This is a genomic window from Arthrobacter sp. TJ-236 (assembly GCF_058269235.1).
The window spans coordinates 1,226,994-1,249,983 of record NZ_JBZCNI010000001.1; the positions used below are offsets into that span (position 1 = coordinate 1,226,994).

At 65.6% G+C, this 22,990-nt stretch carries 21 protein-coding genes; all 21 read right to left on the reverse strand.

Annotation, left to right across the window (positions count from 1 at the left end):
- Positions 1 to 3 precede the first annotated feature (3 nt).
- Positions 4 to 372, reverse strand: a complete 369-nt coding sequence (gene rplN, locus AC4D16_RS05700; RefSeq protein WP_049829173.1) for a 50S ribosomal protein L14 — start codon at positions 370 to 372, stop codon at positions 4 to 6.
- Positions 373 to 727: 355 nt separating this feature from the next.
- Complete coding sequence (rpsQ, locus tag AC4D16_RS05705; RefSeq protein ID WP_490948349.1) at positions 728 to 1,045, reverse strand: 30S ribosomal protein S17; 318 nt, start codon at positions 1,043 to 1,045, stop codon at positions 728 to 730.
- The gene (gene rpmC / locus AC4D16_RS05710; RefSeq protein WP_490954256.1) at positions 1,042 to 1,383 is read right to left on the reverse strand and encodes a 50S ribosomal protein L29; all 342 of its coding nucleotides are present in this window, start codon (positions 1,381 to 1,383) and stop codon (positions 1,042 to 1,044) included. Before rpmC ends, rpsQ begins: the two co-directional genes overlap by 4 nt.
- Before the next feature lie 2 nt (positions 1,384 to 1,385).
- Entirely contained in the window at positions 1,386 to 1,802 is a 417-nt protein-coding gene (rplP, locus tag AC4D16_RS05715; RefSeq protein WP_087030089.1) for a 50S ribosomal protein L16, read from the reverse strand.
- Complete coding sequence (gene rpsC / locus AC4D16_RS05720; protein ID WP_490954257.1) at positions 1,803 to 2,648, reverse strand: 30S ribosomal protein S3; 846 nt, start codon at positions 2,646 to 2,648, stop codon at positions 1,803 to 1,805.
- Positions 2,649 to 3,014: a 50S ribosomal protein L22 gene (rplV, locus tag AC4D16_RS05725; RefSeq protein ID WP_104121366.1), complete on the reverse strand. Its 366-nt coding sequence runs from the start codon at positions 3,012 to 3,014 to the stop codon at positions 2,649 to 2,651.
- 30 nt (positions 3,015 to 3,044) lie between these two features.
- Positions 3,045 to 3,326 carry a 30S ribosomal protein S19 gene (rpsS, locus tag AC4D16_RS05730; RefSeq protein ID WP_104050958.1) on the reverse strand — a complete coding sequence of 94 codons (282 nt, stop codon included), beginning with the start codon at positions 3,324 to 3,326 and terminating at the stop codon, positions 3,045 to 3,047.
- A gap of 12 nt (positions 3,327 to 3,338) precedes the next feature.
- Positions 3,339 to 4,178: a 50S ribosomal protein L2 gene (gene rplB, locus AC4D16_RS05735; protein ID WP_490948342.1), complete on the reverse strand. Its 840-nt coding sequence runs from the start codon at positions 4,176 to 4,178 to the stop codon at positions 3,339 to 3,341.
- A gap of 31 nt (positions 4,179 to 4,209) precedes the next feature.
- Positions 4,210 to 4,515: a 50S ribosomal protein L23 gene (gene rplW / locus AC4D16_RS05740; protein ID WP_049829181.1), complete on the reverse strand. Its 306-nt coding sequence runs from the start codon at positions 4,513 to 4,515 to the stop codon at positions 4,210 to 4,212.
- Positions 4,512 to 5,135 carry a 50S ribosomal protein L4 gene (rplD, locus tag AC4D16_RS05745; RefSeq protein ID WP_490948341.1) on the reverse strand — a complete coding sequence of 208 codons (624 nt, stop codon included), beginning with the start codon at positions 5,133 to 5,135 and terminating at the stop codon, positions 4,512 to 4,514. Before rplD ends, rplW begins: the two co-directional genes overlap by 4 nt.
- A gap of 4 nt (positions 5,136 to 5,139) precedes the next feature.
- Entirely contained in the window at positions 5,140 to 5,796 is a 657-nt protein-coding gene (rplC, locus tag AC4D16_RS05750) for a 50S ribosomal protein L3 (protein WP_490948340.1), read from the reverse strand.
- 16 nt (positions 5,797 to 5,812) lie between these two features.
- Positions 5,813 to 6,121 carry a 30S ribosomal protein S10 gene (rpsJ, locus tag AC4D16_RS05755; RefSeq protein ID WP_026531952.1) on the reverse strand — a complete coding sequence of 103 codons (309 nt, stop codon included), beginning with the start codon at positions 6,119 to 6,121 and terminating at the stop codon, positions 5,813 to 5,815.
- Positions 6,122 to 6,578: 457 nt separating this feature from the next.
- Entirely contained in the window at positions 6,579 to 7,769 is a 1,191-nt protein-coding gene (gene tuf / locus AC4D16_RS05760) for an elongation factor Tu (protein ID WP_490948339.1), read from the reverse strand.
- Positions 7,770 to 7,977: 208 nt separating this feature from the next.
- On the reverse strand, positions 7,978 to 10,092 hold the full coding sequence (fusA, locus tag AC4D16_RS05765) for an elongation factor G (RefSeq protein WP_490948337.1): 2,115 nt from the start codon (positions 10,090 to 10,092) through the stop codon (positions 7,978 to 7,980).
- An 86-nt stretch (positions 10,093 to 10,178) separates the two neighbouring features.
- Positions 10,179 to 10,649, reverse strand: coding sequence for a 30S ribosomal protein S7 (rpsG, locus tag AC4D16_RS05770; protein WP_043440595.1), 471 nt, complete (start codon positions 10,647 to 10,649; stop codon positions 10,179 to 10,181).
- Position 10,650: 1 nt separating this feature from the next.
- Entirely contained in the window at positions 10,651 to 11,025 is a 375-nt protein-coding gene (rpsL, locus tag AC4D16_RS05775) for a 30S ribosomal protein S12 (protein WP_490948335.1), read from the reverse strand.
- Between the two features lie 478 nt (positions 11,026 to 11,503).
- A complete protein-coding gene (locus tag AC4D16_RS05780) occupies positions 11,504 to 15,397 on the reverse strand; it encodes a DNA-directed RNA polymerase subunit beta' (RefSeq protein WP_490954258.1) in 3,894 nt (1,297 codons plus the stop codon).
- Positions 15,398 to 15,584: 187 nt separating this feature from the next.
- A complete protein-coding gene (gene rpoB / locus AC4D16_RS05785) occupies positions 15,585 to 19,094 on the reverse strand; it encodes a DNA-directed RNA polymerase subunit beta (RefSeq protein WP_490954259.1) in 3,510 nt (1,169 codons plus the stop codon).
- A gap of 292 nt (positions 19,095 to 19,386) precedes the next feature.
- Entirely contained in the window at positions 19,387 to 21,021 is a 1,635-nt protein-coding gene (crtI, locus tag AC4D16_RS05790) for a phytoene desaturase family protein (RefSeq protein WP_490954260.1), read from the reverse strand.
- The gene (locus tag AC4D16_RS05795; protein ID WP_490954261.1) at positions 21,018 to 21,917 is read right to left on the reverse strand and encodes a phytoene/squalene synthase family protein; all 900 of its coding nucleotides are present in this window, start codon (positions 21,915 to 21,917) and stop codon (positions 21,018 to 21,020) included. The genes crtI and AC4D16_RS05795 overlap by 4 nt, the downstream gene beginning before the upstream one ends.
- On the reverse strand, positions 21,918 to 22,979 hold the full coding sequence (locus tag AC4D16_RS05800; protein ID WP_490954262.1) for a polyprenyl synthetase family protein: 1,062 nt from the start codon (positions 22,977 to 22,979) through the stop codon (positions 21,918 to 21,920). It lies immediately after the preceding gene.
- Positions 22,980 to 22,990 lie beyond the last annotated feature (11 nt).

The following is a 22,990-nucleotide window of genomic DNA, read 5'->3' on the forward strand; positions in this document are numbered from 1 at the left end:
GGACTACAGCACCTCCGGCGCCAGCGAGATGATCTTCATGAAACGCTTGTCGCGCAGTTCGCGACCGACAGGGCCGAAGATACGGGTACCGCGGGGGTCGCCGTCGTTCTTCAGGATGACTGCTGCGTTCTCGTCGAACTTGATGTAGGAACCATCCGCGCGGCGGCGTTCCTTCTTGGTGCGGACGATGACCGCCTTGACGACGTCGCCCTTCTTGACGTTGCCACCGGGGATGGCGTCCTTGACGGTGGCGACGATGACGTCTCCGATGCCTGCGTAGCGGCGTCCGGATCCTCCGAGAACACGGATGGTCAAGATTTCCTTGGCCCCCGTGTTGTCGGCGACCTTGAGCCGCGACTCCTGCTGAATCACTTGTTACTCCTGTCGTCGCGCCGGTTCTCTCATCGAGCCTTGCGGAACGGATATGGGTGGGCCCCGTAATACTGGTACTCACCACGCACGCGCCTGGGCGCACTCCCTGCGGGTCGATGCGCGCACGGACGCACAGGGATCAGTGGTGAACAAGATTATCGGGCTTTTGCCTATGTGCCCGGTGTGAGGGGAAGCATCCGAAGAGGCCGACGGCGAACGGCGACCTCTCGAGGGCATGCGCCAACCCACCAGACAGACAAGATTCTCATGGTATCGCGAGAATGCCCCGGACACGAAATCGCGTCCGGGGCATCCTGCGTGGGGACGGCTGTGCCGCCCCCGGGTGGAACGGGTGCTACTTGGCCTTCTCGACGACCTCGACCAGGCGCCACCGCTTGGTCGCGGACAGCGGCCGGGTCTCACTGATCAGAACCATGTCGCCGATGCCGGCGGTGTTCTGCTCGTCGTGAGCCTTGACCTTCGAGCTGCGACGAAGCACCTTGCCGTACAGGCCGTGCTTCACGCGGTCCTCGACCTCGACGACGATGGTCTTCTCCATCTTGTCGGAGACGACATAGCCGCGGCGTACCTTGCGGTAGCCACGCGAGGTGGCGTCGTGCACGGCCTTCTCGCTGCCTGCGGTCGTCCCGGTCTCGCTCTGCTGCTCACTCATTTGGCGTCCTCCTCAGTGGCCTCGGCGGTGACGGGCGCGTCGTCCTTGGAGGCCTTCTTCGCTTTCTTCGGCTTCTCCGCCTTCTCGGGCTTCGCTTCCTCGACGGGAGCTACCACCTCAGGACGGATACCCAGTTCGCGCTCACGCAGCACCGTGTAGATGCGGGCGATGTCGCGCTTGACCGACCGAAGGCGACCATGGCTCTCCAGCTGACCGGTGGCCGACTGGAAACGGAGGTTGAACAGCTCCTCCTTGGCCTTGCGCAGTTCTTCCACCAGACGGTCCTTGTCGAAGCCGTCCAGCTGGTCTGATGCCAGTTCCTTTGAACCCAGAGCCATAACTATTCACCACCCTCACGACGCACGATGCGTGCCTTCAACGGCAGCTTGTGGATCGCGAGGCGCAGGGCTTCGCGGGCTACCTCTTCGGTTACACCGGACAGTTCGAACAGAACACGTCCGGGCTTGACGTTGGCCACCCACCACTCGGGCGAACCCTTGCCGGAACCCATGCGGGTCTCGGCGGGCTTCTTGGTCAACGGGCGGTCCGGATAGATGTTGATCCAGACCTTGCCGCCACGCTTGATGTGGCGGGTCATGGCGATACGAGCGGACTCGATCTGCCGGTTCGTGACGTATGCCGGGCTCAGAGCCTGGATACCCCACTCGCCGAAGCTGACCTCGGTACCGCCCGTGGCAGCCCCGGAACGACCCGGGTGGTGCTGCTTACGGAACTTGACTCGACGTGGGATAAGCATTTAAGCCTGTCCTCCTTCAGTCGCAGCGGGAGCTGCGGCGGTCTCGCCGGATGCTGACGCACCCTGGCCCTCGGAACGCTCGGGAGCGCGACGACGACGGTCGCCTCCACGGTCGCCACCGCGGTCGGCGCCGGCAGGGCCGCGGCCCGGACGGTCTCCACCACGGCCGCGGGAGGGAGCTGCGGCAGCCTGGGCTGCGAGCTCCTTCGCCGTGACGTCGCCCTTGTAGATCCAGACCTTCACGCCGATGCGGCCGAAGGTGGTCTTCGCTTCGAAGAAGCCGTAGTCGATGTTGGCTCGGAGCGTGTGCAGGGGAACGCGTCCCTCGCGGTAGAACTCCGAACGGCTCATCTCGGCGCCACCCAGGCGACCGGAGCACTGGACACGGATGCCCTTCGCGCCGGCACGCTGTGCGGACTGCATGGCCTTCTTCATCGCGCGGCGGAACGCCACGCGTGAGGAGAGCTGCTCGGCGATGCCCTGGGCCACGAGCTGAGCCTCGATCTCGGGGTTCTTGACCTCGAGGATGTTCAGCTGTACCTGCTTGCCCGTGAGCTTCTCGAGCTCGCCGCGGATGCGGTCCGCTTCTGCTCCACGGCGTCCGATGACGATGCCGGGACGTGCCGTGTGGATGTCCACGCGGACTCGGTCACGGGTGCGCTCGATCTCGACCTTGGCGATGCCGGCGCGGTCCATGCCGGTCGACATCAGCTGACGGATCTTGATGTCCTCGCGGACGAAGTCGCGGTAGCGCTGGCCCGGCTTGTTGCTGTCGGCGAACCAGTGCGACCGGTGATCGGTGGTGATGCCGAGTCGGAACCCATGCGGGTTTACTTTCTGTCCCACTTAGCGGACCTCCACTTTCTCAGGGGTAGCGACGACAACCGTGATGTGGCTGGTCCGCTTGTTGATGCGGAACGCGCGGCCCTGGGCACGCGGACGGAACCGCTTCATCGTGGGGCCCTCGTCGACAAACGCTTCGCTGATGATGAGGTTGTCCTCGTCGAAGGCGACGCCGTCGCGGTCCGCGAGGACCCGTGCGTTCGCCATCGCCGACTGGACGACCTTGAATACCGGCTCCGAAGCAACCTGGGGGGCAAACTTCAGAATGGCCAGAGCCTCACTCGCCTGCTTGCCGCGAACAAGGTTGACGACGCGCCGGGCCTTCATGGGCGTTACGCGGATATGACGCGCAATAGCCTTGGCTTCCATTGCTTTCCTTCTCTCGTGGAAGAGCAGCGCCTAGCGGCGCTTGCCCTTGCGGTCGTCCTTCACGTGGCCGCGGAAGGTCCGCGTCGGAGCGAATTCGCCGAGCTTGTGCCCGACCATCGACTCGGTGACGAACACCGGGATGTGCTTGCGCCCGTCATGCACCGCGATCGTGTGCCCGAGCATGTCGGGGATGATCATGGAGCGGCGGGACCACGTCTTGATGACGTTCTTCGTGCCCGTTTCGTTCTCGCGAGCGACCTTTACGAAAAGGTGCTGATCGACGAAGGGGCCTTTCTTCAGGCTGCGTGGCATGTCTCCAGGCTCCTATCGCTTGTTCTTGCCGGAACGACGGCGACGCACGATGAGTGAGTCGCTCTCTTTGTTGGGGCGACGCGTACGGCCTTCGGCCTTACCGTTCGGGTTGACCGGGTGACGTCCACCGGAGGTCTTGCCCTCGCCACCACCGTGCGGATGATCGACCGGGTTCATGGCGACACCGCGGACGGTCGGGCGGATGCCCCTCCAGCGGTTACGGCCGGCCTTGCCCCAGTTGATGTTCGACTGCTCGGCGTTGCCGACCTCGCCGATCGTCGCGCGGCAGCGGACGTCGACGTTGCGGATCTCGCCGGAGGGCAGTCGCAGCTGGGCGAAGCGGCCCTCCTTGGCGACGAGCTGGACCGAGGCACCGGCGGAGCGTGCCATCTTCGCGCCGCCACCGGGGCGGAGCTCGACGGCGTGGATGACGGTACCCACGGGGACGTTACGCAGCGGCAGGTTGTTGCCGGGCTTGATGTCCGCGCCGGCCCCTGCCTCGACGAAGTCGCCCTGCTTCAGCTTGTTCGGGGCGACGATGTAGCGCTTCGTCCCGTCCACGTAGTGCAGGAGGGCGATGCGCGCGGTGCGGTTGGGATCGTACTCGATCTCGGCAACGCGGGCGTCGACGCCATCCTTGTCGTGGCGACGGAAGTCGATCAGACGGTACTGGCGCTTGTGTCCACCACCCTTGTGGCGGGTCGTGATCTTACCGGTGTTGTTACGTCCACCCTTCTTGGGAAGGGGACGGACCAACGACTTTTCCGGAGTCGACCGTGTGATTTCAGCGAAGTCGGCAACGCTCGAGCCACGACGGCCCGGGGTTGTCGGCTTGTATTTACGGATTCCCATAACTCAATTCCTCGTTAAAGTGGTCTCCGCTCTAGGAGAGCGGACCGCCGAAGATGTCGATCGAGCCCTCTTTGAGGGACACGATGGCACGCTTGGTGCCCTTGCGCTGGCCCCAGCCGAACTTGGTCCGCTTGCGCTTTCCGACCCGGTTGATGGTGTTGATGGAGTCGACCTTCACGGAGAAGATCTTCTCGACGGCCAGTTTGATTTCTTCCTTGTTCGAGCGGGGGTCGACCAGGAAGGTGTACTTGCCCTCATCGATCAATCCGTAGCTCTTCTCCGAGACGACGGGTGCAATGACGACGTCGCGCGGATCCTTTGCGATGCTGCCGCTCATTCTGCATCCTCCTCGGAGATGACATCAGCCGAACCGACGAACTGGTCGTAGGCGGCCTTGGTGAAGATGACGTCATCGGAGACCAGCACGTCGTACGTGTTGAGCTGGTCCACATAGAGGACGTGCACCTCGGGGACGTTGCGCACTGACAGTGCGGCGACGTCGTTGGCCCGCTCGATCACGACGAGCAGGCGGGGCCGCTCGGAGATCGCGCGAAGTGTCTCGATGGCGCCCTTGGTGGTCGGCTTGCCGCCGGCGACCAGTGACTCGAGGACGTGGATACGACCGTTGCGGGCCCGGTCCGAGAGGGCTCCGCGCAGGGCGGCGGCCTTCATCTTCTTGGGGGTGCGCTGGCTGTAGTCGCGGGGTGTGGGTCCGTGGACCACGCCACCACCGGTCATGTGGGGGGCGCGGATCGAACCCTGGCGGGCGCGGCCGGTGCCCTTCTGCTTGAACGGCTTGCGGCCTGCGCCACTGACCTCGGCGCGGGTCTTCGTCTTGTGCGTACCCTGACGGGCGGCAGCGAGCTGAGCGACGACGACCTGGTGCAGCAGCGGCACGTTGGTCTGGGCGTCGAAGATCTCCGCGGGGAGATCGACGTTGACGGTGTTGGCAGCCATCTGGCTATGCTCCCTTCACGGCGGTGCGTACGAGGACGACCTGTCCGCGGGCGCCGGGGACGGCACCCTTGATGAGCAGCAGCGACTTCTCGGTGTCGACGGCGTGAACCGTGAGGTTCAGCGTGGTCTGACGAACGGCACCCATGCGGCCTGCCATTTTCATTCCACGGAAGACGCGGCTGGGGGTGGATGCTCCACCGATGGAACCGGGCTTGCGGTGGTTCTTGTGTGCACCGTGTGATGCACCGACGCCGTGGAAACCATGGCGCTTCATGACACCGGCGAAGCCCTTGCCCTTGGTGGTGCCGATGACGTCGACCGTTTGGCCGGCCTCGAACATCTCGACGGAGAGTTCCTGACCGAGCGAGTAGGTGTCGACGTCGGACGTGCGCAGCTCGACGACGTGACGGCGAGGCGTCACCCCTGCCTTGTCGAAGTGACCGGCGAGGGGCTTCGTGACCTTGCGCGGGTCGATCTGGCCGAAGCCGATCTGGACGGCCGAGTAGCCGTCCTTGTCCGCGGTGAGGAGCTGCGTGATGACGTTGGAATCGGCCCTGACGACCGTGACGGGGATGAGGATGTTGTTCTCGTCCCAGACCTGGGTCATGCCGAGCTTGATGCCCAGCAGGCCCTTGACCTGACGTGTAAGTGAAGTAGACATGTGTATCCGCTCTCCCTTACAGCTTGATTTCGATGTTCACGTCCGCGGGCAGATCGAGACGCATCAGCGAATCGACGGCCTTGGGCGTGGGGTCAATGATGTCGATCAGACGCTTGTGAGTCCGCATTTCGAAGTGCTCACGGCTGTCCTTGTACTTGTGCGGAGACCGGATGACCACGAAGACGTTCTTCTCCGTCGGCAGCGGCACGGGGCCGACCACCGTCGCGCCAGCGCGCGTCACCGTCTCAACGATCTTCCGCGCTGATACGTCGATGACCTCGTGGTCATACGACTTCAGCCGGATGCGGATCTTCTGTCCCGCCATGGCGTCTCGACTCTCTCTCTGACTGCCTGAGCAGTTCCGATACGTTCGTACATTTCCTGCGTCCGTTGTACGACGCGCCCCGAACAGGCTGAATCCGGACGGATCCGGGTTCCTCACCCTGCCAGGGGCTCCGACCCCCGCGCTCGGGCGTGTCGCTCTGTGCGGCAATAAAACACAGTGTGGACATACGCGCTCCGCAGATTCCGGCGGAGCCGGACGGGGTGGAGTTTATTTTGGGCCGCACGTCCCGGTGGACCCCGACCCCGCATCAGGCATTATCCTGACCGGGAAGAAGCCGCTGACCGCGCGCGCGAGCGCTTGAACAACTTATCCAGTGTGGCAGATACCCGCCCCGATTGCGAACCGGGGCCGTGGTGCAACGCAGAAGGCCCCCGTCGTGTCGACGGGGGCCCTCTGTTCTCCTACCGGCGTCAGCCGGCGGGAAGGTGGTGCTGGACTACTTCAGGATCTTCGTGACACGTCCCGAGCCGACCGTACGGCCGCCTTCACGGATCGCGAAGCCGAGGCCCTCTTCCATGGCGATCGGCTGGATCAGCGCGACGGTCATCTCGGTGTTGTCACCGGGCATGACCATCTCGGTGCCCTCGGGGAGGGTGATGACACCGGTGACGTCCGTGGTACGGAAGTAGAACTGCGGGCGGTAGTTCGAGTAGAACGGGTTGTGACGCCCGCCCTCGTCCTTCGCCAGGATGTAGACGTTGGCCTCGAAATCGGTGTGCGGGGTGATGGAACCCGGCTTGACGATGACTTGGCCGCGCTCGACGTCCTCGCGCTTGATGCCGCGGAGCAGGAGCCCACAGTTCTCGCCGGCCCAGGCCTCGTCGAGCTGCTTGTGGAACATCTCGATACCGGTGACCGTGGTCTTCTGGACCGGACGGATACCGACGATCTCGATCTCCGAGTTGATCTTCAGCGTTCCACGCTCGGCGCGGCCGGTGACGACCGTTCCACGACCGGTGATCGTGAAGACGTCCTCGACGGGCATCAGGAAGGGCTTGTCCTTGTCACGCACCGGGTCGGGCACGTTGTTGTCGACAGCTTCCATCAGTTCCTCGACGGACTTGACCCACTCGGCGTCTCCTTCGAGGGCCTTCAGGCCGGAGACGCGCACCACGGGGGCGTCGTCGCCGTCGAAGCCCTGGGCGCTGAGGAGCTCGCGCACCTCCATCTCGACGAGGTCGAGCAGTTCTTCGTCGTCGACCATGTCCGACTTGTTCAGGGCGACGAGCAGGTACGGGACACCGACCTGGCGGGCGAGCAGAACGTGCTCACGCGTCTGGGCCATCGGACCGTCGGTCGCGGCGACCACGAGGATCGCGCCGTCCATCTGGGCGGCACCGGTGATCATGTTCTTGATGTAGTCGGCGTGACCGGGGGCGTCGACGTGCGCGTAGTGACGCTTCTCGGTCTGGTACTCGACGTGCGAGATGTTGATCGTGATGCCGCGCTGCTTCTCCTCGGGAGCCGAGTCGATCGACGCGAAGTCACGCTGCTCGTTGATGGTGGGGTACTTGTCGTACAGCACCTTCGAGATGGCAGCCGTCAACGTGGTCTTACCATGGTCGACGTGACCGATGGTGCCGATGTTAACGTGCGGCTTAGTCCGCTCGAACTTTGCCTTCGCCACGGGTTCCTCCTAGAACGTTTGAGAAGAATTGCTTCCCAGCCACGCTTGTCGCGGCTGAAACTCATGCAAGTCTACTGGGGGCTTTTGGTTTTGATGAAATTGCTCTACGCCGCCGGGAACAGCTGATCCGGCGGTCGGGGCGGGGGGTGGTCGGCACTCCTGCCGGCCACTCCCCCGCCCCTGGAATTCCCGTTCCCGGGAGGGCGATCTACTCGCCGCGCGTCTTCTGGATGATCTCGTCGGCGACTGCCTTCGGGACCTCCGAGTAGCTGTCGAACTTCATCGAGTACACGGCACGACCCTGGGTCTTCGACCGGAGGTCACCGATGTAGCCGAACATGCCCGAGAGGGGCACGTGGGCCGTGATGACCTTGACACCGCTGGCGTCCTCCATTGACTGCATCTGGCCACGACGCGAGTTGAGGTCACCGATGACTTCACCCATGTACTCCTCGGGCGTGCGGACCTCCACCTCCATCAGGGGCTCGAGCAGCACGGGCTTCGCCATACGGGCGGCTTCCTTGAACGCCATACGGCCGGCGATCTTGAAGGCCATCTCCGAGGAGTCGACGTCGTGGTAGGCGCCGTCGAGCAGAGTCGCCTTGATGCCCACCACGGGGTAGCCCGCGAGGACGCCGTCGTTGAGAGCATCCTGGATGCCGGCGTCGACGCTCGGGATGTACTCGCGCGGCACGCGGCCACCGGTCACCTTGTTGTCGAAGGCGTACAGCACGCCGTCCTCGACCTCCATCGGCTCGATGGCGATCTGGATCTTGGCGAACTGGCCCGACCCACCCGTCTGCTTCTTGTGGGTGTAGTCGTGCTTGGCGACCTTGCTCTTGATCGTCTCGCGGTAGGCGACCTGGGGCTTGCCCACGTTCGCCTCGACGCGGAACTCGCGGCGCATGCGGTCCACCAGGATGTCCAGGTGGAGCTCGCCCATGCCGGCGATGATCGTCTGCCCGGTGTCCTCGTTGAGCGACACCTGGAAGGTGGGATCCTCGGCCGAGAGCTTCTGGATGGCCGTGGAGAGCTTCTCCTGGTCACCCTTCGTCTTCGGCTCGATCGCGACGGAGATGACCGGAGCGGGGAAGCTCATGGACTCCAGGACGATCTGGTTCGTCGAGTCGGAGAGGGTGTCACCGGTGGTGGTGTCCTTCAGGCCGATGGCCGCGTAGATGTGGCCGGCCGAGGCCTCCTCGACAGGGATCTCCTTGTTGGCGTGCATCTGGAACAGCTTCCCGACGCGCTCCTTCTTGTTCTTCGTCGAGTTGACGAGCTGCGTGCCGGCCGTGACGTGCCCGGAGTACACGCGGATGAACGTCAGCTGTCCGAAGAACGGGTGCGTGGCGACCTTGAACGCGAGGGCCGAGAAGGGCTCCTCGGTGCTCGGCTTGCGCGTCATCTCGATCTCCTCGTTGCGAGGATCGTGACCGATCATCGGCGGGACGTCGAGGGGCGACGGCAGGTAGTCGATGACGGCGTCGAGCATCGGCTGCACACCGCGGTTCTTGAACGCGGAACCGCAGAGGATCGGGTAGAGCTCGGAGTTGATCGTCATCTTGCGGATGCCGGCCTTCAGCTCCTCGATGGAGATCTCCTCGCCCTCGAGGTACTTGCCCATGAGCTCGTCGGAGGACTCCGCGACCGTCTCCACCAGGGTGGCACGGTACTGCTCAGCCTTCTCCTGGAGATCCGCGGGGATCTCCTGGATCTCGTACTTGGAGCCCATGGTCACGTCGCCCTTGGCGTCGCCGGGCCACACCAGTGCGCGCATGTAGAGCAGATCCACGACGCCGACGAAGTCGTTCTCGGCACCGATGGGGAGCTGCAGCACCAGGGGCTTGGCGCCCAGGCGGCTGATGATCGTGTCGACGGTGAAGTAGAAGTCCGCGCCGAGCTTGTCCATCTTGTTGACGAAGCAGATGCGAGGGACCTCGTACTTGTCGGCCTGACGCCAGACGGTCTCCGACTGGGGCTCGACGCCCTCCTTGCCGTCGAACACGGCGACGGCACCGTCGAGGACGCGCAGCGAGCGCTCCACCTCGACCGTGAAGTCGACGTGCCCGGGGGTGTCGATGATGTTGATCTGGTTGTTCTCCCAGAAGCAGGTCACGGCGGCAGACGTGATCGTGATGCCGCGTTCCTTCTCCTGCTCCATCCAGTCGGTCGTAGAGGCGCCGTCGTGCGTCTCGCCGATCTTGTGGTTCACACCCGTGTAGAACAGGATGCGCTCGGTAGTAGTGGTCTTGCCGGCGTCGATGTGGGCCATGATGCCGATGTTGCGGACCTTGTTGAGGTCTGTAAGCACGTCCTGTGCCACGGTGTCTCCCTTATGACGAGAATGGAGTTCTGCTGGACCGGCGGCCGGGCTGCTCCTCGTGGGAGGCGGCCCGGCCGATCGGCCTGCTACCAGCGGTAGTGTGCGAAGGCCTTGTTCGACTCGGCCATCTTGTGCGTGTCCTCGCGACGCTTCACGGCTGCGCCGAGACCGTTCGAGGCATCGAGGATCTCGTTCTGCAGACGCTCGGTCATGGTCTTCTCGCGGCGGGCCTTCGAGTAGCCGACCAGCCATCGCAGTGCCAGTGCCGTGGAACGGCCCGGCTTGACCTCGACGGGGACCTGGTAGGTGGCGCCACCGACACGACGTGAACGGACCTCGAGGGTCGGCTTCACGTTGTCCATGGCCTTCTTCAGTGCTGCCACGGGGTCACCGCCGGACTTGGCGCGTGCACCTTCGAGGGCACCGTAGACGATGCGCTCGGCGGTGGACTTCTTGCCGTCGACCAGCACCTTGTTGATCAGCTGCGTGACCAGGGGTGAACCGTAGACGGGATCAACAACGAGCGGCCGCTTCGGGGCCGGGCCCTTACGAGGCATATTACTTCTTCTCCATCTTCGCGCCGTAGCGGCTACGAGCCTGCTTGCGGTTCTTGACGCCCTGGGTGTCCAGTGCGCCGCGGACGATCTTGTAGCGAACGCCCGGAAGGTCCTTCACACGGCCACCGCGCACGAGCACGATGGAGTGTTCCTGGAGGTTGTGACCGACGCCGGGAATGTACGCCGTGACCTCGATGCCGCCGTTGAGACGGACGCGGGCCACCTTGCGCAGTGCCGAGTTCGGCTTCTTCGGGGTGGTGGTGTAGACGCGGGTGCAGACGCCGCGCTTCATGGGGCTGCCCTTCAGCGCGGGAGCCTTGGTCTTCGCGACCTTGGGTGTCCGGCCCTTACGGACCAGCTGGTTGATCGTAGGCACTTTCGTGTTCTCCGTAATGTCTGAAGATAAGTTCTCTGTCGCCCTACTCCGCGGTTGCGGCGCCTTCTCAGGGCCGCACCATCGAGAGGCCGGGATGATCAGTCGTTTGCGCACTGCCGGGGAGCTGCCGAAACGACTGCAGGCGTGCAAAAGCGTGGCATTCGTTGTACAACCTACGTACAACACGGAGATACGTTTCGCAACGCCAATCCACTGCCACACAAACAATTACGCCCCAGTCTACCAGAGCGTGGACGGTGGCCCGCCCGGCGCCCTCCCCCGAGCCCGACCTGCACAGGCCTGGGAGGCCTCGCGTCTGGCGCCTGCCGTGCCGTCGAACCTCGAGGGCACGGGCCCGGAGACGGGACAGGCCCCGGACCAGATGGTCCGGGGCCTGTCTCCCTGTCCCGACGGCGGCGGTGCGTCCGCGGAACCTGGGGGTGTCGCCGAGAGCACTGCCCCCGGCGACGACGACATCCTAGCGGAAGTCGCTGTTACCCATGTCGTAGTCGTCCAGCGGGATCGCGTGGAACTCGGGGCTGAGGCCACCCTCGACACCGGCGTAGTCGAAGTCGCTGAACGCGCTCGGACCGGTGAAGAGGTTCGCCTTCGCTTCCTCGGTGGGCTCGACCGTGACCTTCGTGTAGCGGTCCAGGCCGGTACCGGCCGGGATGAGCTTACCGATGATGACGTTCTCCTTGAGGCCGAGCAGCGGATCGCTCTTGCCTTCCATGGCGGCCTGCGTGAGGACACGCGTGGTCTCCTGGAAGGAAGCGGCCGACAGCCACGACTCGGTGGCGAGCGACGCCTTGGTGATACCCATGAGCTCGGGACGGCCGGAGGCCGGCTTCTTGCCCTCGGACACCACGCGGCGGTTCTCGTCCTCGAAGCGGCGACGCTCGGCCAGCTCACCGGGGAGCAGGTCCGATTCGCCGGACTCGATCACGGTGACGCGACGGAGCATCTGCCGGACGATGACTTCCACGTGCTTGTCGTGGATGCCGACGCCCTGGCTGCGGTACACGCGCTGGACCTCGTCCACCAGGAACTCCTGGGCCTTACGGGGGCCGAGGATCCGGAGGATCTGCTTCGGGTCCACCGCACCGAAGACGAGCTGCTGCCCGACCTCGACGTGGTCGCCGTCGGACACCAGGAGGCGTGCACGGCGCAGGACCGGGTACGCGATCTCCTCGGACCCGTCGTCGGGCGTGACCACCAGGCGAAGCTGCTTCTCGGCATCCTCGATGGTGACGCGGCCGGAGACCTCGGAGATCGGGGCGACACCCTTGGGGGTACGCGCCTCGAACAGCTCCTGGATACGGGGCAGACCCTGGGTGATGTCCTCCGCCGATGCCACACCACCGGTGTGGAACGTACGCATGGTCAGCTGCGTGCCGGGCTCACCGATGGACTGTGCGGCGATGATGCCGACGGCCTCTCCGATGTCCACGGTCTTGCCGGTCGCGAGCGAGCGGCCGTAGCAGAGGGCACACGTGCCGACGCTGGACTCGCAGGTCAGGACCGAGCGGACCTTGATGTCGGTGACACCGGCCTCGAAGAGCTCGCCGATGACGACGTCCCCGAGGTCCGATCCCGCGGCTGCCAGGACGGCGCCCTTGGAGTCGACGACGTCGGTCGCCAGCGTACGGGCGTACGCCGAGTTCTCGACCTCCTCGTGCAGCACCAGCTCGCCGTCGGCGTTCGGCACGGCGATGACGACCTTCAGGCCACGCTCCGTACCGCAGTCGTCCTCGCGGACGATGACGTCCTGCGAGACGTCGACCAGGCGACGCGTCAGGTACCCCGAGTTGGCGGTACGCAGAGCGGTGTCGGCCAGACCCTTACGGGCACCGTGCGTGGCGATGAAGTACTCCAGGACCGACAGGCCCTCGCGGTACGAGGACTTGATCGGGCGCGGGATGATCTCGCCCTTCGGGTTGGCCACGAGGCCACGGATACCGGCGATCTGGCGGACCTGCAGCCAGTTACCACGGGCACCGGAGGACACCATGCGGTTGATGGTGTTGTCCTTCGGCATGGCGGCGCGCATGGACGCGGCGACCTCGTTGGTCGCCTTGTTCCAGATGTCGATGAGCTCCTGACGGCGCTCCTCGTCGGCAATCAGGCCCTTGTCGAACTGCGACTGGACCTTGGCGGCCTGCGTCTCGTAGCCCTCCATGATCCCGGCCTTGTTGATGGGCGCGGAGATGTCCGAGATGGCGACGGTGACGCCCGAGCGGGTTGCCCAGTAGAAGCCGGCGTCCTTCAGGTTGTCCAGCGTGGCAGCCGTGACGACCTTCGGGTACCGCTCCGCGAGATCGTTGACGATCGTCGAGAGCTGGCCCTTGTCGGCGACCTTCTCCACCCAGGGGTAGTCCAGTGGAAGCGTCTCGTTGAACAGGACCTGCCCGAGGGAGGTCTCGATGAGCGCGGGCGTACCCTGCTCCCAGCCCTCGGGAGCGGCGATGTCGGCGCTCGGCACGAAGTTGTCCACGCGGATCCGGACCACCGAGTTGAGGTGGAGCGAGCCCATGTCGAAGGCCATGATGGCCTCGGCCATGCTGGTGAACACGCGACCCTCGCCGGCACTTCCCTCACGCTTGGTGGTGAGGTGGTGCAGACCGATGATCATGTCCTGCGAGGGCAGGGTGACCGGACGGCCGTCGGACGGCTTCAGGATGTTGTTCGAGGAGAGCATCAGGATGCGCGCCTCGGCCTGGGCCTCGGGGCTCAGCGGCAGGTGGACTGCCATCTGGTCGCCGTCGAAGTCAGCGTTGAAGGCACCACAGACCAGCGGGTGGAGCTGGAGTGCCTTGCCCTCGACGAGCTGCGGCTCGAACGCCTGGATGCCGAGACGGTGCAGGGTGGGTGCACGGTTCAGCAGCACGGGGTGCTCGGTGATGATCTCCTCGAGCACGTCCCACACCTGGGGGCGGTAGCGCTCGACCATGCGCTTGGCGCTCTTGATGTTCTGCGCGTGGTTGAGGTCCACCAGGCGCTTCATCACAAACGGCTTGAAGAGCTCCAGGGCCATCTGCTTGGGCAGACCGCACTGGTGCAGCTTCAGCTGCGGGCCGACGACGATGACCGAACGGCCCGAGTAGTCGACGCGCTTGCCGAGGAGGTTCTGGCGGAAACGACCCTGCTTGCCCTTCAGCATGTCCGAGAGGGACTTCAGGGGACGGTTGCCCGGTCCGGTGACAGGACGGCCACGACGACCGTTGTCGAACAGGGAGTCGACCGCTTCCTGCAGCATGCGCTTCTCGTTGTTGACGATGATCTCGGGGGCACCGAGATCGAGCAGGCGCTTGAGGCGGTTGTTGCGGTTGATGACACGGCGGTACAGGTCGTTGAGGTCGGACGTCGCGAAACGGCCACCGTCGAGCTGGACCATCGGGCGCAGCTCCGGCGGGATCACCGGCACGGCGTCGAGGACCATGCCCAGCGGGCTGTTCGTCGTCGTCAGGAAGGCGTTGACCACCTTGAGTCGCTTCAGGGCACGCGTCTTGCGCTGGCCCTTGCCGTTCTGGATGACGTCGCGGAGCATCTCTGCCTCGGCGGGCATGTCGAAGTTCTCGAGGCGCTTCTTGATCGCCTCGGCACCCATGGAGCCCTCGAAGTACAATCCGTAGCGGTCACGGAGCTCGCGGTACAGGCCCTCGTCACCTTCGAGGTCGGCGACCTTGAGGGTCTTGAACCGCTCCCACACCTGGACCAGGCGCTCGATGTCGGCATCCGCGCGCTTGCGGACGTTCGCCATCTGGCGGTCGGCGGAGTCGCGGGCCTTCTTCTTGTCGGCGGCCTTGGCGCCCTCTCCCTCGAGACGGGCGAGCTCGTCCTCGAGGTCCTTGGCGATCGCGGCGATGTCGGAGTCGCGCTGGTCCGTCATCTGCTTCTTCTCGAGGTCGTGCTCGGCCTGGAGGTTCGGCAGTTCGGTGTGGCGGTTCTCCTCGTCGACCGAGGTGATCATGTACGCGGCGAAGTAGATGACCTTTTCAAGGTCCTTCGGAGCGAGATCCAGCAGGTAGCCCAGACGTGAGGGCACGCCCTTGAAGTACCAGATGTGCGTGACGGGAGCGGCGAGCTCGATGTGCCCCATGCGCTCACGGCGCACCTTCGCACGCGTCACCTCGACGCCGCAGCGCTCACAGATGATGCCCTTGAAGCGCACGCGCTTGTACTTGCCGCAGTAGCACTCCCAGTCACGGGAAGGGCCGAAGATCTTCTCGCAGAAGAGGCCGTCCTTCTCGGGCTTGAGCGTGCGGTAGTTGATGGTTTCCGGCTTCTTGACCTCGCCGTAGGACCAACCGCGGATTTCGTCCGCGGTGGCAAGGCCGATTCGCATGAGGCCGAAGGAGGATTCGCTGGACATAGGGTCCCTGTTCTCTCTTTGTTCTCTAAATTCTTGAAGTCTCGTGGGGTGCGGCGGGGAGCTGAGTCCCCCACCGGTCCAGGGAGGTGCCCGGAGGAAGGCGGCTTTAATATTTCAAGGCCGCCTGCGGCCGCAGAAATTTCGTTGCCGCCGTTCCGGGTACCGGACTGGACCGGTCGGGTGAAACCTAAACTTCCTCGACAGAACTCGGCTCGGCCCGTGAAAGGTCGATGCCCAGTTCCTCCGCGGCCCGGAAGACTTCTTCATCCGAGTCACGCATTTCAATCGTGGTGCCGTCGGTGGAGAGGACTTCCACGTTCAGGCAGAGCGACTGCATTTCCTTGATGAGGACCTTGAAGGACTCGGGGACACCCGGCTCGGGGATGTTCTCGCCCTTGACGATGGCCTCGTACACCTTGACGCGTCCGTGGATGTCGTCCGACTTGATCGTCAGGAGTTCCTGCAGCGTGTACGCCGCACCGTAGGCCTCGAGGGCCCACACCTCCATCTCACCGAAGCGCTGGCCACCGAACTGCGCCTTACCACCCAGCGGCTGCTGCGTGATCATCGAGTACGGGCCGGTGGAACGGGCATGGATCTTGTCGTCCACCAGGTGGTGGAGCTTCAGGATGTACATGTAGCCGACGGAGATCGGGTCGGGGAACGGCTCGCCGGAGCGGCCGTCGAACAGACGCGCCTTGCCGGATTCGCCGATCAGGCGGTCGCCGTCGCGGGTCACGTTCGTGGAGCCGAGGAGGCCGACGATCTCGTCCTCGGTGGCGCCGTCGAACACGGGGGTGGCGACGGTGGTGGTGTCGATCTCACGGGGCAGGTTCGGGAGGTTCTTCAACCACTCCGGGTTGCCGTCGATCTTCCAGCCCTGCTTGGCGGCCCAGCCGAGGTGGATCTCGAGCACCTGGCCCACGTTCATGCGTCCGGGGACGCCGAGCGGGTTGAGCACGATGTCCACGGGCGTGCCGTCCTCGAGGAACGGCATGTCCTCGATCGGCAGGATCTTGGAGATGACGCCCTTGTTGCCGTGGCGACCGGCGAGCTTGTCGCCGTCCGTGATCTTGCGCTTCTGCGCCACGTACACGCGGACGAGCTGGTTGACGCCCGGGGGCAGCTCGTCGTCGTTGTCGCGATCGAAGATGCGCACGCCGATGACGGTTCCCGACTCACCGTGGGGGACCTTCAGCGAGGTGTCGCGGACTTCACGGCTCTTCTCGCCGAAGATGGCGCGCAGCAGGCGCTCCTCCGGGGTCAGCTCGGTCTCGCCCTTCGGGGTGACACGACCGACGAGGATGTCGCCGGCCTCGACCTCGGCACCGATGTGGATGATGCCGCGCTCGTCGAGGGCCCCGAGGACCTCCTCGGAGACGTTCGGGATGTCACGCGTGATCTCCTCGGCACCGAGCTTGGTGTCGCGGGCATCGACTTCGTGCTCCTCGATGTGGATCGACGTCAGGACGTCGTCCGAGACGATGCGCTGCGACAGGATGATCGCGTCCTCGAAGTTGTGACCCTCCCAGGACATGAACGCGACGAGCATGTTCTTGCCCAGCGCGAGCTCGCCCTGATCGGTCGAGGGACCGTCGGCGATGATCGTGTTGAACTCGAGGCGGTCGCCCTCGGAGACCAGGACGCGCTGGTTGTACGCGTTGCCCTGGTTCGATCGGGCGAACTTCATGATCGGGTAGTTCGTCTCGGTGCCGTCGTCGTTGAGGACGCTGACCAGATCGGCCGAGACCTCCTTGACCACACCGGCCTTCGTCGCGGTGACGGCGTCACCGGCGTCGACGGCCGCGTTCTTCTCCATGCCGGTGCCCACGAGGGGACGCTCGGAACGGAGCAGGGGAACGGCCTGGCGCTGCATGTTCGCACCCATGAGGGCGCGGTTCGCGTCGTCGTGCTCCAGGAACGGGATCATCGCGGTGGCGACGGAGACCATCTGGCGCGGGGAGACGTCCATGTACTCGACCTCGTCGGGCGTGACGAGGACGGGCTCGCCGGAGCCACCGCGGGTACGCACGAGGACCATGTCCTCGACGAACGTGTTGTCAGCGGCCAGCGGGGCGTTGGCCTGCGCGATGAGGCGTTCCACCTCGTCGTCCGCCGTCAGGTAGTCGATCTGCTCGGTGACGATGCCGTCGACGACCTTGCGGTACGGGGTCTCGATGAACCCGAACGCGTTGATGCGGCCGTAGGACGCGAGCGAACCGATGAGGCCGATGTTCGGGCCTTCAGGGGTCTCGATGGGGCACATGCGGCCGTAGTGCGACGGGTGCACGTCGCGGACCTCCATGCCGGCGCGGTCACGGGACAGACCACCCGGGCCCAGTGCGGACAGGCGACGCTTGTGCGTCAGTCCGGCGAGCGGGTTGTTCTGGTCCATGAACTGCGACAGCTGGGACGTCCCGAAGAACTCCTTGATCGCGGCGACGACGGGACGGATGTTGATCAGGGTCTGCGGCGTGATCGCCTCGACGTCCTGCGTGGTCATCCGCTCGCGGACGACGCGCTCCATGCGGGAGAGGCCCGTACGGACCTGGTTCTCGATGAGCTCGCCCACGGCGCGGATGCGACGGTTGCCGAAGTGGTCGATGTCGTCGACCTCGACGCGGAGTTCCACGTCGCCGCCGTCACGCTTGCCGCCGAGGGTCTTCTCACCGGCATGGAGCGCGACCAGGAACTTGATCATCGCGACGATGTCGTCGATGTTCAGCACCGAGGCGTCGGAGTCCGTGAGGTCCTTGTCGATGCCGAGCTTGCGGTTGATCTTGTACCGTCCGACCTTCGCGAGGTCGTAGCGCTTGGCGTTGAAGTACAGGTTGTCCAGGAGCGTCTGGGCAGCCTCGACCGTGGGGGGCTCGCCCGGTCGGAGCTTGCGGTAGATGTCCAGGAGGGCGTCCTCGCGGGTCTCCGTGGCGTCCTTCTCCATGGTGGCGCGGATGGAGTCGTACTGCCCGAACTCCTCGAGGATCTGCCCCTCGGTCCAGCCGAGGGCCTTCAGGAGCACCGTGACGGACTGCTTGCGCTTGCGGTCGAGGCGGACGCCGACCTGATCGCGCTTGTCGATCTCGAGCTCGAACCAGGCACCGCGCGACGGGATGATCTTCGCGCTGAAGATGTCCTTGTCGCTGGTCTTGTCGGCGGTGCGCTCGAAGTAGGCACCCGGCGAGCGGACGAGCTGCGACACGACGACGCGCTCGGTGCCGTTGATGACGAACGTGCCCTTGTCGGTCATGAGGGGGAAGTCACCCATGAACACGGTCTGCTGCTTGATCTCACCCGTGTTGTTGTTCATGAACTCGGCCTTGACGTACAGCGGCGCCGAGTAGGTCGCGTCGCGATCCTTGCACTCGGCCATCGTGTACTTGGGGTCCGCGAACTCGGGCTCCGAGAAGCTCAGGGACATGGTGCCCTGGAAGTCCTCGATCGGGGAGATCTCCTCGAAGATGTCGGCGAGCCCGGACGTGGTGGCCACACCCTGCAGGCCCTTCTCCAACGCCTCTTCCACGCGCGCCTTCCAGCGCTCGTTGCCTACGAGCCAGTCGAAACTGTCCGTCTGCAGGGCGAGGAGGTTGGGGACGTCAAGCGGTTCGTGAATCTTTGCGAATGAGAGCCGTGGTGCGGCGCCGTCGGCGTCGACCTGGCTGGTAGCGGTTGCATTATTTGAGGTGCTCGAGGCGACCAAGAGGAGTCCTTCCACAGACCGTCAGGCTTGTCAGCGCTCCGCCTCAGTACCGCCACCGCAGGATGCTGCGGGGTTTTCGGTACTCACCTGTCGTCCGTCCGCGTGAACCCGAACCGTGTGGCCAGGTAGACGACGAGAGCAGAGCAAAGCCCACCGCTATATGAAGGCTGAGGTTTAGAGGGAAGACGCAAAGACCTACACTACGGCACGCCGCAGCGAAAGTCCACTAGCCTCTTTCCCCCTGGTGCGTCAAGCCCGGCGCGCCCGCTGTGGGCAGCGCGGACGCACCCTCCTACCCCAGGGCCGGCTCCCTCAGGGGACCCGTGCTGGTGTCCCCGCGGAGGCGCTTGACGATCAGTTCGGCGCTGATGAGGCACATCGGGATGCCGATGCCGGGGACGGTCGAACTGCCGGCGTAGAACAGGTTGTCGACCTTCGCGCTGCGGTTCGAGCCCCGGAAGAACGCGCTCTGCTTGAGGATGTGTGCCGGCCCGAGGGACGTGCCGCGCCAGGCGTTGAGATCCTCCACGAAGTCCTGCGGACCGTAGCTGCGACGGACCACGATGCGTTCGGCGAGATCCGGGATGCCGGCCCAGTCGGCGATCTGCTGCACGACGGTGTCGGCCAACTCCTCGACGCGTGCGTCTCCCCCGCCCTCGAGCCCTCCCTTGCCGATGGTGACGTCTGCCGGGATGGGCACCAGCACGAAGACGTTCTCATGGCCTTCCGGCGCCACGGAGTCATCGGAGGCGCTCGGTCGGCAGACGTAGAGGGACGCGGGCGACGGCACGGAGGTCTCCTTGCCGAAGATGCGCCCGAAGTTGTCCCGCCAGTCGGTCGTGAAGAGCAGCGTGTGGTGCTCGAGCTGCGGCAGGCCCCCACGGACGCCGAGGTAAAGGAGCAGGGCGCTCGGCCCGGGCACGCGCGTGTCCCAGTACTTCTCCGGGTAGGTCTGCAGCTCGCCCGGCAGCAGCGTGGTCTCGGTGTGGTGCAGATCGGCGGCGGAGACGACGATGTCGGCGTCGATCGTCGTCGTCGCACCCTTCGAGGCGTAGGTGACCGAGCGGACCGTCGCGACCTTCCGGTCGAGGGGTGAGCGCCCGGGTGTCCGCGCGTCGGTGTCGATGGAGACGACGTCGGCCTGCGTCCGGATGTCGACGCCTGCCTCCTCGGCGACGCGGCGCATCGCCTCGATCAGCGTGGTGAAGCCGCCCATCGGGTACAGCACGCCGTCGTCGAGATCGAGGTGGCTCATCAGGTGGTACATGCTCGGTGCGTCGAACGGCGAGCTGCCGAGGAACACGGCCGGGTAGCCGAGGATCTGCTGGATCCGGGGGTCCTTGAAGCGCTTCTCGACGAAGGACTGCAGGGGTTGCAGGAGGAGCGACCCGATGCGCGGGAGCCTCCGCAGCACGTCAGGCCTGAAGAACGGCAGGAAGGACTGGAAGGTGGAGTAGAGGAAGCGCTTCTTCGCGATCTCGTAGGCGTCCTCGGCCGAGTCGAGGTAGCGCGAGAGCTGCTGGCCGGCACCGGCCTCCATGGACTCGAACAGTTTGGTGACGGCCTCGCGGTCGGCGGGGACGTCGACGGTGTCGAGGCCCTTCTCGAAGATCACCCGGTACCCGGGGTCCAGCTTCACGAGGTCCAGCTGCTCGGCGGCGCTGGTGCCCATGAGCTTGAAGAAGTGATCGATCACCTCGGGCATGAGGTACCAGGACGGGCCGGTGTCGAAGCGGAAGCCGTCCTGCTCCCACGACCCGGCGCGGCCGCCCACCTGGTCACGCTTCTCGAGCAGCGTGACGCGGTGGCCCTCCTTGGCCAGCAGGGCCGACGTCGCAAGCCCTCCGATACCGCCGCCGATGACGACGACGTCCTGTCCGCCGACGCGCGGACGTGTTCCCCTGTTCGGTGAAGCTGTCGTGGTCATGCCATCCTCTCGTGCGCGGTGAGTCCCGGTAACGCGCGACCGGCGAAAGCTTGCGCCATGATGCGGACCTTGACCGGGTTGGGCACCCGGACGCGCGCCCTCAGGAGGTCGTCGGCGGGCGTGCGCCGCAACCGGAGGGCGAGCTCCGTGAAGAGTCCCTGGGCCAGGGCGACGGCGCGCCGCGGCGTCGCGGGGAGCCCCGGAAGGGCCGCGGCCGAGATCCTGAGGTCCTCGTCGATGTCGTCCAGCAGCCGTGCCTTGTCCGCCTCGGTGAAGCTTCCCGGGCGGACGCCGGGGAAGTAGCTGCGCCCGAGGGTCGAGAAGTCCTCCGCGAGGTCGCGCAGGAAGTTGATCTTCTGGAAGGCGGCACCGAGATGGCGGGCACCGTCGACGAGCACGGCGTCCTCCCCCGGGGTGACCGGGCGGCCGACGAGGAACGCCCGCAGGCACATCAGGCCGACGACCTCCGCGGATCCGTAGACGTAGACGTCGAACGACTCCTGGGTGTGCTCGTGCTGGGTGATGTCGGCCCGCATGGATGCGAAGAAGGGGCGTGTCAGGTCGACGTCGATCCCGGTGGTGCGTGCCGTGACGGCGAAGGCGTGGACCACGAGGTTCGCGCTGTAGCCCGTGGCCATGGCGTGCTCCGTCTCGCGTTCGAGGCCGTCGAGCAGTGCCCGTACGCCGTCGGGTGACACACCAGCTCCCGCGGCGGCGCCGTCGACGATCTCGTCGGCGACGCGCACGAGGGCGTACACGGCCTCGATGTGGCCGCGCGTGGTGCGGTCGAGGATCCGGGAGGCGAGCCCGAAGGACGTCGAGTAGCAGCGGATGACCTCCGCGGAGGTCTTGAGCGCGGCGGCGTTGTACCGCGCGAGGGAGTCGTCGATGCCCACTCAGTGCACCCGGTCCACGAGCGCCGTCACCACGGGGTCGAGGGCGTGCCGCATGGCAGCGGGGATCACGTCGGCGTCCAGGTGCGTCCGGGCGCGGTCCGCGTACTCGGCCGCGAGGTCTACCGAGTACTGCTTCGCCCCGCTGTCCACCAGGACGCGGCGCACCACGTCGGCGTCGGCCGCGGACATGCCGGGGCTGCCGACGAGCGAGGAGATGCTGGCCCATTCGGGCCGTGCCGCGACATAGGCGAGCAGGGCCGTGCGCTTGCCCTCCCGGAGGTCACCCCAGTTCGTCTTGCCGGTCCGGGTCTCGTTGCCGAAGACGCCGAGGAGGTCGTCTGCGATCTGGTAGGCGATCCCCGCGTCACGGCCGAAGTCGCCCAGGCGCACGATGACCTCCTCCTCCGCGCCGGCGAGGACCGCGCCAGCCTGCAGGGGACCTTCGAACGAGTACACCGAGGTCTTCAGCCGCGCCATGTGGACGATCTCGTCGAGCGGCGGCATCTCGGAGGTCAGGGACGTCTCGATGTCGAGGAACTCCCCCGCGGCCGAGGCGAACACCGCTTCGTCGAAGATGTCGCCGAGGCTGCGGCGCATCGCCGGTTCCGCGTGGACGCGGTCCAGCAGACGGTGGGCGTTGGAGAGGGCGAGGTCACCGGCCACCACGCCTGCCGAGATGCCGATGTGCTGCGCGCCTGCGGGAGCGATGCCCGCCGCCTCCGCGAGATTGCGGTACCGGCCGGACACGTTGGGGATGCCGCGGCGCACGAAGTCCCGATCGATGACGTCGTCGTGCACGATCAGTGCGGTGTGCAGCAGCTCGAACGCGGCGCCGAGGACGGCGGCGTTCTCGAGGTCACGCCCGCCGAGCGTCTGGTAGGCGGACATCACCAGGCGCGGACGGAACCGTTTGCCGCCGGCGGTGCACCGCTCGAGGGTCTCCCAGAGCGCGTGGTACCCGGGGCCGATCTTCGCGGCGCGGACCTTCGACTCCTCGAACAGACGCTCGAGGGCACCCTCGACCTGCTGGAGCCCGGCGGGCTCGACCAGCAGAGTGTCCATGTCCATAGGTA

Bases quoted from the DNA above. Each gene is read 5' to 3' on its own strand.
- rplW (WP_049829181.1), bottom strand. From the start codon at position 4,515: ATGAGCGGCAGCATCGCAAAGGATCCGCGCGACGTCGTCATTGCACCC.
- rplD (WP_490948341.1), bottom strand. From the start codon at position 5,135: ATGGCTGCCAACACCGTCAACGTCGATCTCCCCGCGGAGATCTTCGAC.
- rplV (WP_104121366.1), bottom strand. From the start codon at position 3,014: ATGGAAGCCAAGGCTATTGCGCGTCATATCCGCGTAACGCCCATGAAG.
- AC4D16_RS05800 (WP_490954262.1), bottom strand. From the start codon at position 22,979: ATGGACACTCTGCTGGTCGAGCCCGCCGGGCTCCAGCAGGTCGAGGGT.
- rplC (WP_490948340.1), bottom strand. From the start codon at position 5,796: ATGTCTACTTCACTTACACGTCAGGTCAAGGGCCTGCTGGGCATCAAG.
- AC4D16_RS05780 (WP_490954258.1), bottom strand. From the start codon at position 15,397: ATGTCCAGCGAATCCTCCTTCGGCCTCATGCGAATCGGCCTTGCCACC.
- rpmC (WP_490954256.1), bottom strand. From the start codon at position 1,383: ATGGCTCTGGGTTCAAAGGAACTGGCATCAGACCAGCTGGACGGCTTC.
- rpsG (WP_043440595.1), bottom strand. From the start codon at position 10,649: ATGCCTCGTAAGGGCCCGGCCCCGAAGCGGCCGCTCGTTGTTGATCCC.
- rpsJ (WP_026531952.1), bottom strand. From the start codon at position 6,121: ATGGCGGGACAGAAGATCCGCATCCGGCTGAAGTCGTATGACCACGAG.
- rpsS (WP_104050958.1), bottom strand. From the start codon at position 3,326: ATGCCACGCAGCCTGAAGAAAGGCCCCTTCGTCGATCAGCACCTTTTC.
- rplB (WP_490948342.1), bottom strand. From the start codon at position 4,178: ATGGGAATCCGTAAATACAAGCCGACAACCCCGGGCCGTCGTGGCTCG.
- crtI (WP_490954260.1), bottom strand. From the start codon at position 21,021: ATGACCACGACAGCTTCACCGAACAGGGGAACACGTCCGCGCGTCGGC.
- rpsQ (WP_490948349.1), bottom strand. From the start codon at position 1,045: ATGAGTGAGCAGCAGAGCGAGACCGGGACGACCGCAGGCAGCGAGAAG.
- rplP (WP_087030089.1), bottom strand. From the start codon at position 1,802: ATGCTTATCCCACGTCGAGTCAAGTTCCGTAAGCAGCACCACCCGGGT.